Origin of the sequence: Delftia sp. JD2 (assembly GCF_001682645.1) — a bacterium.
GTDB lineage: Bacteria > Pseudomonadota > Gammaproteobacteria > Burkholderiales > Burkholderiaceae_C > Comamonas > Comamonas acidovorans.
This window is the reverse complement of record NZ_LFJT01000045.1, coordinates 25177-40409: the sequence shown is the minus strand read 5'-3', so window position 1 is coordinate 40409 and position 15233 is coordinate 25177. Positions and strand designations below refer to the sequence as shown.

Below are 15233 nucleotides of genomic sequence, written 5' to 3'. Positions count from 1 at the left end.
AACCCAGGAGTCCGCATGAACACCGCCGTCACCACCGCCAACAGTGAAAAAGCCAAGGCCCTGCAGGCCGCACTCGCCCAGATCGAAAAGCAGTTCGGCAAGGGCACGATCATGCGCCTGGGTGAAGGCGAAGCCATCCAGGACATCCAGGTCGTCTCCACCGGCTCGCTGGGCCTGGACATCGCCCTGGGCGTTGGCGGCCTGCCCCGTGGCCGCGTGATCGAGATCTACGGCCCTGAATCCTCGGGCAAGACCACGCTGACGCTGCAGGTCATCGCCGAAATGCAAAAGCAGGGCGGCACCTGCGCCTTCATCGACGCCGAGCACGCACTGGACACCAGCTACGCCCAGAAGCTGGGCGTGAACCTCAACGAAGTGCTGATCAGCCAGCCCGATACCGGCGAGCAGGCCCTGGAAATCGTGGACAGCCTGGTGCGCTCGGGTGCCGTGGACATGATCGTCGTGGACTCGGTGGCCGCCCTCACACCCCGGGCCGAAATCGAAGGCGAGATGGGCGACCAGTTGCCCGGCCTGCAGGCCCGCCTGATGAGCCAGGCGCTGCGCAAGCTGACAGCCACCATCAAGAAGACCAACTGCATGGTCATCTTCATCAACCAGATCCGCATGAAGATCGGCGTGATGTTCGGCAGCCCCGAAACCACCACGGGCGGCAATGCGCTGAAGTTCTACGCCTCGGTCCGCCTGGACATCCGCCGCACCGGCACCATCAAGAAGGGCGACGAGGCCATCGGCAACGAGACCAAGGTCAAGGTCGTCAAGAACAAGGTCTCGCCTCCGTTCAAGACCGCCGAGTTCGACATCCTCTTCGGCGAGGGCATCTCGCGCGAAGGTGAAATCCTGGACATGGGCGTCAACGCCAAGATCCTCGACAAGTCGGGCGCCTGGTATGCCTACAACGGCGAGAAGATCGGCCAGGGCCGCGACAACGCCCGCGAATTCCTGCGCGAGAACAGCGGCCTGGCCGTGGAGATCGAGAACAAGGTGCGCGACAGCCTGGGCATCGCCCTGCTGCCCACGGCCGGTGGCGATGCCCCCGAAGCCAAGGCCGCCAAGGCGGGCAAGGCCAAGGCCGACAAGGACGGCGTGATCGAAGCCTGAGCGGCCTGACCCCTCACTGCAGGCGCTGCCGCGCCTGCACACACTGTGTTTGCCATCTTGGCGTAGGCTCACGTCTGCGCCTTTTTTATCGCCGGGACGCCCCAAGGCAAAAAAGCGGCCCCCTTGGGGGGCAGCGGACCTTGCGCAGCAAGGGGAGCGTGGGGGCCTTTTTTATTTGGGACGATTCAGGAGACATTGCCGCATGGGATTCGCCAAGCTGTCGCTCAAGGGCCGGGCGCTCAAGCTGCTGGGCCAGCGCGAACATTCACGGCTGGAGCTGGAACGCAAGCTCGCCCCCCATGTGGAGGAAGGCGAAGACCTGGGCGCCATGCTCGACGCGCTGGAGCAGCGCGGCTTCATCAGTGCCCAGCGCGTGGCCGAGTCCGTGCTGCACCGCAAGGCCGCGCGCTTTGGCACGGCACGCGTGGTGCAGGAGTTGCGCAACAAGGGACTGGACGACGGCCTGGTGCGCGCCGCCGCAGAGCAACTGCGAGCCACCGAACTGCAGCGCGCCCTTTCCGTATGGCGCCAGCGCTTCGGCGCACCACCGGCCACACCGCAGGAACGACTCAAGCAGATGCGTTTCCTGGCTGCGCGCGGTTTTGGTGGAGAAATTGCGAGCAAGGTGCTGCGGGGGCGCAGCGAAGACTGGGACGCAGGAGCAGAGGACGAAGGCTAGTCTGCGCGCCGGGTCGCACCCCAGCACACCAGCGACCCCACGGTCACCAGCACCACGCCCTGCCAGAAGCCCCAGCCCGGCTGCACCTGCAGCCAGGCACTGGCCAGCAATGCAGAGAACACGGGCGTGAAGTACGAGGCGGCAGCCATCACGGCCAAGTGCCCGTGCTGTATGCCGTGCTCCCAGCAGCTGTAGCCCAGGGCGGTGAGCCCGCCCACGGCCAGCAATTGAAGCACCACGGTGCCCGACCACTGCATGCCGCCTTCACCGCCCAGCCACAGCCATTTGATCCACAACGCCAGCGCGGTCCATATCAGGAAAAGGCCCACGGCATTGTGGCCACCGCCCCAGCGCCGCGCAGCCAGCGAATAGCAGGGCCACAGCAGGGCCGCGCCAAAAGCCAGTCCATACGCCAGCGGGTTGGACAGCATGTGGTCCGCCATGCCCCGCAGTTGCAGCGAGTCGCCGCCCAGTACGCGCGTCAGCCCCCACAGGCACAGCAGCACGCCGGGCCACAGCCACCAGCGCGCATGCTGCTGGCGCAGCAGCACGGCCAAAACGATGGTCAGGCTGGGCCACAGGTAATTGATCAGCCCCAGCTCCAGCGCCTGGGCGCGGTCCTGCGCCAGGCCAATCGCCAGCGACAGGCAGATCTCGTAGACCGCAAACAGCAGGCCGCAGCCCCAGAAGTAGGCCGGATGCATGGCCCGCCACTGCGAGGGCCTGGGCAAGCCGCGCACGGCGGCCACGCACAGGGCGCTGACCGTGTAGAGCATGGCGGCGCCGCCCACGGCGCCCAGCGGCTCGGCCACCGAGCGCATCAGGCCCACGGTGCAGCTCCAGCACACCACGGCCAGCAGTCCGATGGCAGTGGCCCGGCCGGCGGCCACGGGGGAGTTGTTCTGCAGGGAAGACACGGCGATGGCTGCGCGCGGCAGATCAGTGCGGCTGCAGCAGCTGGCGCAGCGAGTGGTACAGCGCATCCGAGCCATGCGCGGTGTTGTCCGCATCGAACGAGAACTCGTTGCTGGACTGCGTGCCCGTCGCATCCTCGGGCCGGGCTTCCATGAAGAAGGACAGGAAGCGCGCGCCCTGGCGGCGGTGCATGGTCAGCACTTTCTCCAGCCGCTGTGGCGACAGGGCCACCAGCGGATGGAACTCCGTCACGCCATAGGCCGTGTGGCCATAGCGGCGCAGCATCTGGCCGACCAGCGGGCCGTAGGTATCTTCGCCGTACAGGCTGACACCCAGGGACAGCCCCGGCATGCGCTGCAGGCTGCGCTCCACGGCGTAGCGGTTGGCGTCCCAGCTCGGATTCGCATGGGGGTTGAGCTGGTGGGCAAAGCGAGGAACCCGGCCCAGGCAGCCGTGGCCGATGTGCTCGGAAAAGCCCTGGATGTAGTCGGCCACCTGCTGCTCGCGGAAATCGTTCCAGTCCGTGACCAGCGGGTTGTAGAACAGCGCCAGCCGGTCCTGCGGGCTGTCCACCCAGAATTCCACGCCGTCCGGCAGCTTGCCGAAGTCGGGCAAGGCCTCGGCGGCATGGGGCCTGGGCTCACCCTGGTTGCGGTCCATCACGGCGATCTGGCGCGTGGCCAGCAGGCCCAGGCTGCGTCCACCGGCCTGCAGCACCACGTCGATGCGGTGCAGGCCCTCACCCAGCGCCGGATAGCGGATGTCGGCACGCCAGCCCACATCGGGCGTGAGGAACCCGGGCTTGGCCTGTGCCACGTCCTGGCGGTGCATGTGCACGGGGGCGTGCGAGTAAGGATGCCCGTCCACGAAGACGGCCACGGCCAGCTGCTTTTGCAGCTTCGCATCGGGCGAGTGGACCCAGCCGGACACGGGCACGGTGCCGGCTGCATAGCTGTCGATGTGCTGGAAGAAGTTCTGCAGCGGCTCGCTGCGGATGTTGCGCGACGGCGGCTCGACCGCTTCGAAGCTGTCAAAGCCGGACTTCAGGTGGGCATTGAGCCGTGCGATGTCGCCATAGCGCTGGCGCAGGAATGCATGGAAGCCCGCCACGGAGGCCGGGCTGTAGTCGGTGACCGCATAGCCTTCGGCCGCGAACCCCATGCCGGCCTCGAATCCCGGGAACAGTTGGTGCGTCTCGCCCAGCACGGTGAGGGCGCGCAGCTGGTGCATGGCGGCATCGCCTGCGGCGCACATGCGCTCGGCCAGGGCATCGACGACCAGTTTGCGCACGCGCGTGACTTCGTTGTCTTGCCGCGCGACCGACCACGGGAAGATGCGCGCGCCCAGATAGCTGTCCAGCGGCAGCGGCCCCTTGGGTGTCCACGCAAGATTGGCGGGATCGGCGGCCAGGCGCTCCTCGGCCTTGGAGTGCACCTCGAAATGCGTGGCGAACAGATACAGCACCACGGGCCGGTGCGCCTGCGCCACCGTGCGCACCACGCGGTCCAGCGCCTCGCCCCGGACTTCCCAGGCCTGGCCATTCCACTGCACATAGCGCAGCAGCGGCACGCTGAGCGTATAGCCCAGGTCCAGTTCGCCCTGGGGCCGGCCCAGGCGCTGCAGCGTGGCTTTCACCATTTCTGCAGCCGAGCCCTGCGGCCCCAGGCAACTGGCGGGTATCTGCTGAAATTCCTTGGGAAAATCCTCGCGCAGCCCGTCCTGCACCAGACAGGCCTCCATATTGCCCAGCAGCGGACTCAGCAGCAGGCGCGATGAAGACGGCAATGCAGGCCGCAGCTTCCAGGCAAACACAACGACCAGCAGGCACAGCACGGCCAGGGCCAAGACATGGCCCCAGACCGGACTGCGCCGGCCCGGCAGGGACGCGGACGGTGGCGTGGCCGGGCTCACAGGCGCAGCATGATCTGCAGGTTCTGCACGGCGGCGCCGCTGGCGCCCTTGCCCAGGTTGTCCAAACGGGCGATCAGCACGGCCTGGCGGTACTGCTCATTGGCGAACACGCGCAGCTCCAGCTTGTTGGTGTCCGTCAGCGTGTCGGCGGCCAGCTTCATGTCCTCGGTCGGCGGCAACACCGACACCCATTGCTCCGGCGTGTTGGTGGCCGCGTAGTGGGAGGCCAGCGCATCGTGCAGGTCGGCCGCCTTGGGCGCGCCCGGCAGCAGGTCCAGATGCAGCGGCAACTGCACCAGCATGCCCTGGCGGAAATTGCCCACGGCGGGAATGAACACCGGGCGGCGCGTCAGGCCGGTGTATTGCAGGATCTCGGGAATGTGCTTGTGCGTCAGGCCCAGCGCGTAGGCCTCGTAAGGCGCGGCCGTGCCAGCCTCATAGGCTTCGATCATGCTGCGGCCGCCGCCCGAATAGCCGGACACCGAGGGCAGGCTCAGGCCGTGGTCGGCAGGGATGAGGCCCGCGGCAACCAGCGGGTGCAGCAGCGCGATGGCTCCCGTCGCATAGCAGCCGGGGTTGGACACGCGCTTGGCAGTCTTGACCGCCTCAAGCTGGCCGGCACGCAGCTCTGGAAAGCCATACACCCAGTCGGGCGCCACACGGTGGGCCGTGGATGCATCGATGATCTTGATGGTGCGGCCGGTCTCGGCCTCGATGGAATCGACCATGGCCACGGTCTCGCGCGCGGCATCGTCATGCAGGCAAAGGATGACCAAGTCCACGCCGGCGATCAGCGCACGCTTGGCGGCAGGATCCTTTCGCAGCTCGGGGGCAATGCTGACCAGCTCCACGCCGGACAGATCGACCAGACGCTCACGGATCTGCAGCCCAGTCGTGCCTGCTTCGCCATCGATAAAGACTTTTGCCATCGCTGTATTTCTCCTGCTGCGCGGCCCTCCTGGAGCCGCTGCGGCACCATTGCCGCGTTCCAGCTGCGGATTCTCACCGAAACCGGGTCCCCCTGCGCCCGTTGTCGCAAAACGGTTGGCAGTGGCGATCAAGGGCGCGCTGACATGCGCCTGTTACAAACAGCGGGCAGCGCCGTCTGCAGATCCTCTATAAGACAAAAGAGCTGTGGCGCCTGAAAGAAATGTCGGGAAACCGTCTTTTCCCTGACATATCAATGCATTGCACAGTTCCTGACATGCTGCTTGGCCCGCAGGAAATTGTGGATTCTGCGCATGGGGGCGTGTCGGATGGCGCAGTGCAGCATGGTACATTCGGCGATTGCCAGGTCACTCCGCCTTGAGGCAGCACCCCAGGGCTACCGGGTCAATCCCCCCCTATTTGTTTGAGAGAGACATCATGAAGATTCATGAATACCAAGGCAAGGACATCTTGCGTCAGTTTGGTGTGCCTGTACCTCGCGGTATCCCTGCGTTCACAGTGCAAGAGGCCGTCGAGGCCGCCCAGAAGCTCGGCGGCCCCGTGTGGGTCGTGAAGGCCCAGATCCACGCTGGTGGTCGCGGCAAGGGCGGCGGCGTGAAGGTTGCCAAGAGCATTGACGACGTCAAGGCACTGGCTGGCCAGATCCTGGGTATGCAGCTGGTCACGCACCAGACCGGCCCCGAAGGCCAGAAGGTCCGCCGCCTGTACATCGAAGACGGCGCCGACATCCAGAAGGAATACTACCTGTCGTGCGTGACCGATCGCGGCACGCAGAAGGTGGCCTTCATCGCTTCCAGCGAAGGCGGCATGGACATCGAGGAAGTGGCCCACTCCACTCCCGAGAAGATCATCACCATCTTCGTTGACCCCCTGGTCGGCCTGACCCAGGCCCAGGGCGAAGAACTGGCCAAGGGCATCGGCATGCCTGCCGACTCCACCGCCCAGTTCATCGACATCTGCCAGAAGCTCTACAAGTGCTACATGGACACGGATGCCTCGCTGGTCGAGATCAACCCGCTGAACCGTGACAGCAAGGGCAACGTGGTTGCCCTGGACGCGAAGTTCAACTTCGACGCCAACGCCCTGTTCCGCCTGCCCGAAATCGTGGCCCTGCGCGACCTGGACGAAGAAGATCCCGCTGAAGTCGAAGCCTCCAAGTTCGATCTGGCCTACATCTCGCTGGACGGCAACATCGGCTGCCTGGTCAACGGTGCAGGTCTGGCCATGGCCACCATGGACACCATCAAGCTGTTCGGCGGCGAGCCGGCCAACTTCCTGGACGTGGGCGGCGGCGCCACCCCCGAGAAGGTCACCGAAGCCTTCAAGATCATGCTCAAGAACCCCAAGGTCGAAGGCATTCTGGTCAACATCTTCGGCGGCATCATGAAGTGCGACACCATCGCCACCGGCGTGATCACTGCCTGCAAGGCCGTGAACCTGCAAGTGCCCCTGGTCGTGCGCATGAAGGGCACGAACGAAGAACTGGGCAAGAAGATGCTGGCCGAGTCCGGCCTGCCCATCATCAGCGCCGACACGATGGCCGAAGCGGCCACCAAGATCGTCGAAGCCGTCAAGTAAGCAGGCCCGGAGAAAACACCATGTCGATCTACATCAACAAAGACACCAAGGTCATCACCCAAGGCATCACGGGCAAGACGGGCCAGTTCCACACTGAAAAGTGCATTGAATACGCGAACGGCAAGAACTGCTTCGTGGCCGGTGTGAACCCCAAGAAGGCCGGCGAAAAGATCTTCGACGTGCCAATCTACGCCTCCGTCAAGGAAGCCGCGCAAGGCACGGGCGCCACGGTCTCCGTGATCTACGTTCCCCCTGCAGGCGCTGCCGCCGCGATCTGGGAAGCCGTGGAAGCCGACCTGGACCTGGCCATCTGCATCACCGAAGGCATCCCCGTCCGTGACATGCTGGAAGTGCGCAACAAGATGCGCGCCAAGGAAGCCGCAGGCGGCAAGCGCACCCTGCTGCTGGGCCCCAACTGCCCCGGCCTGATCACGCCCGACGAGATCAAGATCGGCATCATGCCCGGCCACATCCACAAGAAGGGCCGCATTGGCGTGGTCAGCCGCTCCGGCACGCTGACCTATGAAGCCGTGGCACAGCTGACCGAACTGGGCATTGGCCAGTCGTCGGCCGTGGGCATCGGCGGTGACCCGATCAACGGTCTCAAGCACATCGACGTGATGAAGGCCTTCAACGACGATCCCGACACCGACGCCGTCATCATGATCGGCGAAATCGGCGGTCCCGACGAAGCCGAAGCTGCCCGCTGGTGCAAGGACAACATGAAGAAGCCGATCGTCGGCTTCATCGCTGGTGTCACCGCCCCTCCCGGCAAGCGCATGGGCCACGCCGGCGCGCTGATCTCCGGCGGCGCCGACACGGCCGACGCCAAGCTGGCCATCATGGAAGAGTGCGGTTTCATCATCACCCGCAATCCTTCCGAAATGGGTCGCCTGCTCAAGGGCCTGATCTAAGCGGCACCGGTTCTGCGTGACATCCTGGGGTTCGCCCCAGGAAAAAATTACGCAGAATTACGAATCGGTAAGGCGGCAAGTCCGCCCTACACTGACGACTCCAAAAAAGAAAAAGCGCCAGAGGCCACCGCCCTGGCGCTTTTCAACTCATAACAGTGGAGAAACCATGGAATACCTGCAAAGCGCCGATTTCTGGATCGGCCTGTTGAAGATCGTCTGGATCAACATCATTCTGTCTGGCGACAACGCAGTCGTCATCGCCCTCGCAGCACGCTCGCTGCCCCCTGCACAGCAAAAGAAGGCCGTCATGTTCGGCTCCGGCGCCGCCGTGGTGCTGCGGATCATCCTGACCGTGGTCGCGGCCAAGCTGCTGGAGCTGTCGTTCCTGCAGATCGTGGGCGGCTGCCTGCTGCTGTGGATCGGCCTGCAACTGCTGACCGGCGAAGAAGATGATGAAGGCGAATCCAAAGGACACGGCAGCATGATGGTCGCCATCCGCACCATCCTGATCGCCGACCTGGTGATGAGCCTGGACAACGTGATCGCCGTGGCCGCCACGGCGCAGGGCAACATGGTCCTGCTGATCCTGGGCCTGGCCATCAGCATCCCGCTGGTGATCTTCGGCTCCACGCTGATGATCAAGCTCATGGAGCGCTTCCCCGTCATCATCACGCTGGGCGCTGCCCTGATCGGCTGGGTCGGTGGAGAAACCATCGTCAACGACCGCCTGCTGCACGACTACGCCATCAGCCATCCCTGGCTGCACTACGTGGCGGCTGCCGCCGGTGCCGTGCTGGTCGTCGGCATTGGCAAGCTCCTGCAGTCGCGTTCCGGCGCCAAGCACGCGGCGCAGGCCTGATCCTGCCGCAGGCGGCGGCCCCTCGCCGCCTCCACAACGCACTGCCTAGGCAGTGCGTTTTTGCTTTGTGAGGGTCCGTTCTTGATGTGGCGTCAAGCTGACGAGCCGCTGCGCCGGCCCATTCTTGGCACTTGGGGGCACTGTTTTCAATTACGCTGTGCACCGGCTTCACCATTGCATCTGCACAGGGACTGATGGCAACACTGCCGCGCCCGCCCTTCGCCACCATGCCCAGCGCACCCAAGACCCCGGACCAGCCCTGCCGACAGGCAGTCCCTGCGCAACACTGCGCCATGGTTGCGCGCACCGATGTGGGCCGGCGCCGTGACAACAACGAGGATGCGGTCACCATCCACCCCAGCGCCCAGCCCTGGCCCATTGCGGTGCTGGCCGATGGCATGGGCGGCTACAACGCCGGCGAAGTCGCCAGCGCCATGGCCATCAGCCTGGTCTCCGTGGCTCTGCAAAGCGTAGCCACCGAGGCGCCTGCAGCCAACACTCCACAAGCCCGCCAGCAATTGCAGCAGTCACTGGCCAATGCCTTGAACCTGGCCAACGCCGCCATTCTTACGGCTGCCCGGGAAACACCGGGCTGCCGCGGCATGGGCACCACCATCATTGCCGCAGCCCTGCTGCCAGGTCTGCTGATGCTCGCCCACCTTGGCGACTCGCGGGCCTACGGCTGGCGCGAGGGTCAACTGCTGCGCCTGACCCGGGACCACACCTGGCTACAGGAAGAAATCGACGCAGGCCGCATCCAGGACCACGAAGCCCGGCAATCCGGCCTGGGCCACCTGCTCACCCAGGCCCTGGGCGTCACGCCGGACGTCACGCCCGATTTCAATGAATGGCCGCTGCAACCCGGCGACCGCATCCTGCTGTGCTCCGACGGCCTCACCGACATGCTCGATGACCAGGCCATCGCCGCCCTGTTCACCCAATCCAGCCCCCTGCCCGTCTTGCTGACCTCGCTGCTCGCCGCCGCCAATGAAGCCGGCGGAAACGACAACATCAGCGCAGCGCTGATCGAGATACAGGCCAGCCCGCCCCCTACAGCCAGCACTTCCCTCGATTGAGCCCCACACAGCGATCGACGGCAGATCCCAACCGATGGACGCGCTTGCCTGCACCGCCCTTGCAGGTTCCAATTGTTAAAAATGATTGCAAATCCAACAATCAGGAAAAGACAATCCATAGTCTGTATCAAATACGATGGCAGACCTCTGCGCGCGCAGGCCGCAGACATAATATTTAGATACACCCCAGCTCCGGATCGCCCAGTGGATGGTGCAAGCCGGGCATAACAAAGGAACTTTGAGCATGCCGACCCTGGTCATCTCCATCGACGGCGCCGTCATCAAGGAAGTGCAGCTGGCCAAGGAGCGCACCACGCTGGGACGCCGCCCCTACAACGACATCGTGATCGACAACCTTGCCGTCAGCGGCGAGCACGCCGTTCTCAGCATCGTCGACGGCACCGTCATCATCGAAGATCTGCGCAGCACCAACGGCACCTATGTCAACGGCCAGCCCATACTGCGCCAGACACTGAACCACGGCGACCTGCTGGACATCGGCAAGTACAAGATCCGTTTCGTGCAGCAGCAGGTCAGCGCCTCCTCGCGCTCGGCACTGGCGGCCATTGCCGCAGCAGTGGAGGCAACCCGCCCAGCCCCCTTGGCGGAAGACCTGCCATCGCAGTTCAGCACCCAGACGCCCTCAGGCTTCGACCACACACTGCCGCCTTCGATGGCTGGCTTGGCCACGCGCCAGGCTGCCATCCGCATGCTCAACGGCAACGCCGCTGGCCGCGAAGTCCCGTTGGTCAAAGTCGTCACCACCCTGGGCAAGCCCGGCGTGGCCGTCGCCTCCATCACCCAGAAGCACCACGGCTTCGTGCTGGCCCAGCTGGAAGGCGACTCCCCCAGCCTCAAGCTCAACGGCCAGGAAATCGGCCGCCGTGCCATGCCGCTGCAACATGGCGACACGGTGGAACTGGCAGGTACGCAGATGCAGTTCCTGGTGGCATAAAGGACCCTCTTGGTCCACTGACAAGGTTCGCTGTTGCTTCGTTGGCAAGCGCACCATCCTTGACAAAAATGTCACGCAAAATTGGATCGATTTGTCAGAGAATGTCGATCAACCGTGTAATTTGCAACCAAACAATACGCATGCGCGAACCTTGACCTCAAGGCGCGACTGGCACGGCTCTTGCTCAATAGAGCATGCAATCAACCCCCTATGAGGAGAAGTTCATGAAGCGTTCCATCCAGCAAGGTTTTACCTTGATCGAACTGATGATCGTTGTGGCGATCATCGGCATCTTGGCAGCCGTTGCGCTGCCGGCTTATCAGGATTACACGGTGCGTTCGCGTATCACTGAAGGTTTCAATCTCGCCCAACCGGCTCGCCAGATGCTTGCGACTGATGGCGCCACCAGCTTGGCTGACTATGCCACGGTTGTCGATACTTGGAACAAGCAAGCTGGCGAGTCTGGCGCAAACTCCAAGTTTGTTAACTCAGTCTGGTTCAGTGCTGACGGCGCTACCGCGCTGAAGGGCAGCGCAGCAACAGGTGCAGCAACAGATCACCTTCTGATCACTTACAACGCAACGACTGTTGGTAGCCTGGGCACCAAGAACGTGATTCAACTTTTCCCCCGTATGCGCACCAAGAAGACTGGCGACGCCGCTGTTGCCTTGGCTGATGCATGGAAAGATGGTGAAACTGGTTCCATTGATTGGGCTTGCGTGAGCGAGACAGCCGCTACTGCCAACAACAAGGATCGTCTCATGGGTGTGACCTTCGCGCCTATCAAAACTGCTGTTCTGGCAAAGTATGCCCCGGCAGAGTGCCGTTAATATCGAGTCTCGATATTAAGCCTAAAAAAGGAGCGCTATGCGCTCCTTTTTATTTATATGCCACACAATTAGAAAATGACTCTATTTCTCAGGAGGCCAGCCGCTTTTCGTGCGGCTTCATTGCATTTTTTAGCCAGCATGGCGGTCGCCACTGTTGTGACTGGCCTAGTGTTGTGGCTGTGGTTTCCCTACCCCTATAAAGAATTGGCCGGTGGCCGAGATCTGCTCTGGTTAATCATTGGCGTGGATGTGATTTGTGGCCCCCTATTAACTGTAATAATTTTCAATCCTCAAAAATCCAGGCGTGAATTGATGCTGGACCTAGGATTGGTTTCGCTTATCCAGTTGGCCGCGCTGACATATGGGCTGCATACCCTCAGCCAAGCCCGCCCCGTGTACCTCGTATTTGAGGTCGACCGTTTCCGGGTGGTCACCGTTGCTGACGTAGACAACAAAACCTTGCACCCGGAGCAAGGCGGCCTGCATGCTCTGCCTTGGACAGGCCCACTCATTATCGGCACACGAGCGCCCCGTGACAGCGAGGAGTACATCGACAGTCTGAACATGTCTCTAGGCGGCCTTGATCCGTCAATGCGCCCGGACTGGTGGCAGCCTTACGAAAAAAACAGACCAGACGCGCTGAAAAGGGCTCAGAAGCTGGAGACGCTGCGCAGCAAGCGCCCCAGTCAACAGACATTGATCGACAAAGCCGTGCGCGATAGCGGGATTTCTGAAACTGCACTCGCATGGCTGCCTGTCACCAGCTTCCTCAGCACTGGCTGGGTGGCCTTGATAGACAATCAAACCGCCGAAGTAAAAGCCTTTGCCCCTATCGACGGATTCTGAAAACGCCTGAAATAAAAGGCCGATTAGTTACGCCACAAAACTCCCCGACTTCCCCCCCCGCTTCTCCACCACCCTCATTCCCTCCATCACCATCAACTTGTCCACTGCCTTGCACATGTCATAGACCGTAAGCAGGGCAACCTGCACTGCGGTGAGGGCCTCCATCTCGACCCCGGTAGGCCCCACCGTTTCCACGGTTGCAAGACAACGGACAGCGGACACATCTGGCAATAGGTCAAACTCCACAGCCACCCGCGTCAACGCCAGCGGATGGCACAGCGGAATCAAGTCACTGGTCTTCTTGGCCGCCATGATGCCAGCAATGCGTGCAATACCCAGCACGTCGCCCTTCTTGGCGGTACCGCTCTGGATGATGGCCAGGGTGGCAGGCTGCATGACGATGCGGCCTTCGGCGACCGCGATGCGGTGGGTTGCCGGCTTGGCGCCGACGTCGACCATGTGGGCCTGGCCCTGGGCGTCGAAATGGGTGAGGGAAGACATGGCAACTCCAAAAAATGCACGGGCCGGTCTACGGCAGTCCTGACACGCTGGTCAGTCCTGCCGTGAACGTTCGGCGAACCGAGGCATCATAGTGGGGTGTTTCACCGCCCCGTGCCTATGCACGGGCCCGGCCCCTTGGTTCTTACCTGCCCATGCGCCCATCACGCCTGAAGACATGTATCGCCGTCGGCCTGCAGTTGCTGGCGGCCTCTCTCACCATCGCAACGCATACACCGGCACAGGCCCAATTGCGCCTGCCCACGCTGGGCGATGGCGCGGCCACGACGACCAGTGACGAGCGGCGCCTGGGTGACCGCATCATCCGCTCGCTGTACCGCGATCCGGACTACATCGACGATGCGGTACTGCAGGAATATGTGGAAGGCATCTGGCAGCACTTGGTCGATGCGGCACGCACGCGCGGCGAGCTGTCGGATGAGCTGGAAGAGCGCTTTGCCTGGGAGATCCTGCTGGGGCGGGACCGATCGGTCAACGCCTTTGCGCTGCCCGGCGGCTATCTGGGGGTTCACCTGGGCCTGATCGGCGTGGTGAGCACACGCGACGAGCTCGCATCGGTGCTGGCACACGAGCTGAGCCACGTCACGCAGCGCCATATTGCGCGACTCATTGCCCAGCAGGGCAAGCAGACGCCGCTGATGATCGGCTCGATGATTCTGGGCGCCCTGGCCGCCAGCCGCAGCCCCGATGCCGCCATGGCCATGATGATGGGCGGCCAGGCGCTGGCCGTGCAGAACCAGTTGAATTTTTCGCGCGACATGGAGCGCGAGGCCGACCGCATGGGCTACGGGCTGATGGCGCCGGCAGGTTTCGCGCCGCAGGGCTTTGTGACCATGTTCGACAAGCTGCAGCAGGCCAACCGCCTGAATGACAACGGCAGCTGGCCCTATCTGCGCAGCCATCCGCTGACCACGGAACGCATGGCCGACATGCATTCGCGCCTGCCGCGTGGCGTTGCGCCTGCGCCAGCACCATCCCTGGAACACGTGATGATGGCCGCACGGGCCCGCGTGCTGTCGCGCCCCGGCGTGGATGTGCTGCGCCAGTGGGCCGAGCAGCCGCGCTCCACCAGCTTTGGCAGCCAAACCCAAACCCAGCAGGTGGCGCAGCTATATGCCGCCACGCTGAGCGCCGTGCAATTGCGCGATTGGGCCGAGGCGCGGGAAATGTCCGGGCGCCTTCAAGTGGCAACCGCCGCAGATGCCAGTGCCCAGCGGCAGGCCAGGCTGCTGCAGGCCGAACTGGAGCTGACGGCCGGCAAGCCCGGTGCCGCGTTGCAGGCGTTGCCACCGCTCTACCTGCCGGCAGCTGCGCCTGCCCAAGCCAATCCCACGGAATCCATCCCCGCCAAGACAACGGAGAGCGGCCCCAGCCTGGCCACCGTCAATGTGGTCGAAAACCGCGCCGTGCGCAGGCCGGAATTGCTGATGCGCACACAGATCCTGCTGCGCGAGCAAGGCGCCGCCAGCATGGCGGGCCCGCTGCAGACCTGGGTGACGGACCACCCGCGTGATGCCAGCGCCTGGCAGTTGCTGGCCCAGGTGCAGCGCGCCCAGGGCCAGGAGTTGCGCGCGCTGCGCGCCGAGGCCGAGGCCCAGGTCGCGCACTACGACTACGCGGCGGCAGTCGACCGTTTCAAGGCCGCGCAGGACCTGGCCCGCAAGGGCGGGCCCAAGGTGGATTTCATTGAAGCCTCCATCGTGGACACGCGGCTGCGTGCCGTGGAGGAGCTGCTAAGGGAACAGGCGCGCGAGAAGTGATTCGATGGCCAGGCCCAGCAGCGAGTAGATGAGCGCGCCCAGCATGGCCGCCCAGAAGCCCGCGACGTGAAATCCGCTGAGCAGGCCCGAGGCTGCCCAGAACATCAGTCCGTTGACCACGAAGAGAAACAGCCCGACCGTCACGATGGTCACTGGCAGCGTCAGCACCACGAGGATGGGGCGCAGCACCGCATTGAGCAGGCCGATGACCAGCGCCGCGATCATGGCCGAACTGAAGCTGTTGACCTGCACGCCACCGTAGAGATAGGCCACGACCAGCAGGGCACCGGCGCTGAGCAGCCATTTGATCAGGATTTTCATGCG

General features: G+C 63.7%; 15 protein-coding genes. 10 read left to right on the top strand and 5 right to left on the bottom strand.

The window, feature by feature from the left end; genetic code table 11:
* Window positions 1–15 precede the first annotated feature (15 nt).
* A complete protein-coding gene (recA, locus tag ACM14_RS21480; protein ID WP_012202806.1) occupies window positions 16–1119 on the top strand; it encodes a recombinase RecA in 1104 nt (367 codons plus the stop codon).
* A 202-nt stretch (window positions 1120–1321) separates the two neighbouring features.
* A complete protein-coding gene (gene recX / locus ACM14_RS21475; RefSeq protein ID WP_065347269.1) occupies window positions 1322–1798 on the top strand; it encodes a recombination regulator RecX in 477 nt (158 codons plus the stop codon).
* On the opposite strand, the gene yddG is transcribed toward recX, so the two are convergent.
* From yddG to argC, 3 genes are read right to left on the bottom strand one after another with little or no spacing between them, the layout of a single operon-like run.
* Window positions 1795–2715 (bottom strand): aromatic amino acid DMT transporter YddG, encoded by a 921-nt coding sequence (gene yddG / locus ACM14_RS21470; RefSeq protein WP_012202804.1) that lies wholly within the window; start codon window positions 2713–2715, stop codon window positions 1795–1797. The genes recX and yddG overlap by 4 nt on opposite strands.
* A gap of 22 nt (window positions 2716–2737) precedes the next feature.
* Entirely contained in the window at window positions 2738–4624 is a 1887-nt protein-coding gene (locus ACM14_RS21465) for a hypothetical protein (protein ID WP_065347268.1), read from the bottom strand.
* Window positions 4621–5553, bottom strand: a complete 933-nt coding sequence (gene argC / locus ACM14_RS21460; protein ID WP_065347267.1) for an N-acetyl-gamma-glutamyl-phosphate reductase — start codon at window positions 5551–5553, stop codon at window positions 4621–4623. Before argC ends, ACM14_RS21465 begins: the two co-directional genes overlap by 4 nt.
* 436 nt (window positions 5554–5989) lie before the next feature.
* Here argC and sucC point away from each other — a divergent pair, with 436 nt between their 5' ends.
* The 7 genes from sucC to tfpZ all read left to right on the top strand — a co-directional run bounded on the left by sucC (window position 5990) and on the right by tfpZ (window position 12630).
* A complete protein-coding gene (gene sucC, locus ACM14_RS21455) occupies window positions 5990–7150 on the top strand; it encodes an ADP-forming succinate--CoA ligase subunit beta (protein ID WP_012202801.1) in 1161 nt (386 codons plus the stop codon).
* 20 nt (window positions 7151–7170) lie between these two features.
* A complete protein-coding gene (sucD, locus tag ACM14_RS21450) occupies window positions 7171–8064 on the top strand; it encodes a succinate--CoA ligase subunit alpha (RefSeq protein WP_065347266.1) in 894 nt (297 codons plus the stop codon).
* Window positions 8065–8230: 166 nt separating this feature from the next.
* Window positions 8231–8923: a TerC family protein gene (locus tag ACM14_RS21445; protein ID WP_013804582.1), complete on the top strand. Its 693-nt coding sequence runs from the start codon at window positions 8231–8233 to the stop codon at window positions 8921–8923.
* 293 nt (window positions 8924–9216) lie between these two features.
* Entirely contained in the window at window positions 9217–9999 is a 783-nt protein-coding gene (locus ACM14_RS21440; RefSeq protein ID WP_065347275.1) for a PP2C family serine/threonine-protein phosphatase, read from the top strand.
* 244 nt (window positions 10000–10243) lie between these two features.
* Window positions 10244–10954, top strand: a complete 711-nt coding sequence (locus tag ACM14_RS21435) for an FHA domain-containing protein (RefSeq protein ID WP_013804584.1) — start codon at window positions 10244–10246, stop codon at window positions 10952–10954.
* A 224-nt stretch (window positions 10955–11178) separates the two neighbouring features.
* A complete protein-coding gene (locus ACM14_RS21430) occupies window positions 11179–11784 on the top strand; it encodes a prepilin-type N-terminal cleavage/methylation domain-containing protein (RefSeq protein ID WP_175403292.1) in 606 nt (201 codons plus the stop codon).
* A gap of 75 nt (window positions 11785–11859) precedes the next feature.
* Entirely contained in the window at window positions 11860–12630 is a 771-nt protein-coding gene (gene tfpZ / locus ACM14_RS21425) for a TfpX/TfpZ family type IV pilin accessory protein (protein ID WP_065347264.1), read from the top strand.
* 27 nt (window positions 12631–12657) lie between these two features.
* Here the strand turns inward: tfpZ and moaC are convergent, their stop codons facing one another.
* Entirely contained in the window at window positions 12658–13131 is a 474-nt protein-coding gene (gene moaC / locus ACM14_RS21420; RefSeq protein ID WP_016454242.1) for a cyclic pyranopterin monophosphate synthase MoaC, read from the bottom strand.
* Between the two features lie 152 nt (window positions 13132–13283).
* On the opposite strand from moaC, the gene ACM14_RS21415 reads away from it, so the two are divergent.
* Complete coding sequence (locus ACM14_RS21415) at window positions 13284–14909, top strand: M48 family metalloprotease (RefSeq protein ID WP_065347263.1); 1626 nt, start codon at window positions 13284–13286, stop codon at window positions 14907–14909.
* Here ACM14_RS21415 and ACM14_RS21410 read toward each other — a convergent pair.
* Entirely contained in the window at window positions 14883–15230 is a 348-nt protein-coding gene (locus ACM14_RS21410) for a phage holin family protein (protein WP_012202791.1), read from the bottom strand. The genes ACM14_RS21415 and ACM14_RS21410 overlap by 27 nt on opposite strands.
* Window positions 15231–15233 lie beyond the last annotated feature (3 nt).

Excerpts from the sequence above, each read along its gene's own strand:
- recX (WP_065347269.1), top strand. The coding sequence starts at position 1,322 with ATGGGATTCGCCAAGCTGTCGCTCAAGGGCCGGGCGCTCAAGCTGCTG.
- recA (WP_012202806.1), top strand. The coding sequence starts at position 16 with ATGAACACCGCCGTCACCACCGCCAACAGTGAAAAAGCCAAGGCCCTG.
- ACM14_RS21415 (WP_065347263.1), top strand. The coding sequence starts at position 13,284 with ATGCGCCCATCACGCCTGAAGACATGTATCGCCGTCGGCCTGCAGTTG.
- ACM14_RS21440 (WP_065347275.1), top strand. The coding sequence starts at position 9,217 with ATGGTTGCGCGCACCGATGTGGGCCGGCGCCGTGACAACAACGAGGAT.
- sucD (WP_065347266.1), top strand. The coding sequence starts at position 7,171 with ATGTCGATCTACATCAACAAAGACACCAAGGTCATCACCCAAGGCATC.
- argC (WP_065347267.1), bottom strand. The coding sequence starts at position 5,553 with ATGGCAAAAGTCTTTATCGATGGCGAAGCAGGCACGACTGGGCTGCAG.
- ACM14_RS21445 (WP_013804582.1), top strand. The coding sequence starts at position 8,231 with ATGGAATACCTGCAAAGCGCCGATTTCTGGATCGGCCTGTTGAAGATC.
- ACM14_RS21430 (WP_175403292.1), top strand. The coding sequence starts at position 11,179 with ATGAAGCGTTCCATCCAGCAAGGTTTTACCTTGATCGAACTGATGATC.
- ACM14_RS21410 (WP_012202791.1), bottom strand. The coding sequence starts at position 15,230 with ATGAAAATCCTGATCAAATGGCTGCTCAGCGCCGGTGCCCTGCTGGTC.
- ACM14_RS21435 (WP_013804584.1), top strand. The coding sequence starts at position 10,244 with ATGCCGACCCTGGTCATCTCCATCGACGGCGCCGTCATCAAGGAAGTG.
- moaC (WP_016454242.1), bottom strand. The coding sequence starts at position 13,131 with ATGTCTTCCCTCACCCATTTCGACGCCCAGGGCCAGGCCCACATGGTC.
- tfpZ (WP_065347264.1), top strand. The coding sequence starts at position 11,860 with ATGACTCTATTTCTCAGGAGGCCAGCCGCTTTTCGTGCGGCTTCATTG.
- sucC (WP_012202801.1), top strand. The coding sequence starts at position 5,990 with ATGAAGATTCATGAATACCAAGGCAAGGACATCTTGCGTCAGTTTGGT.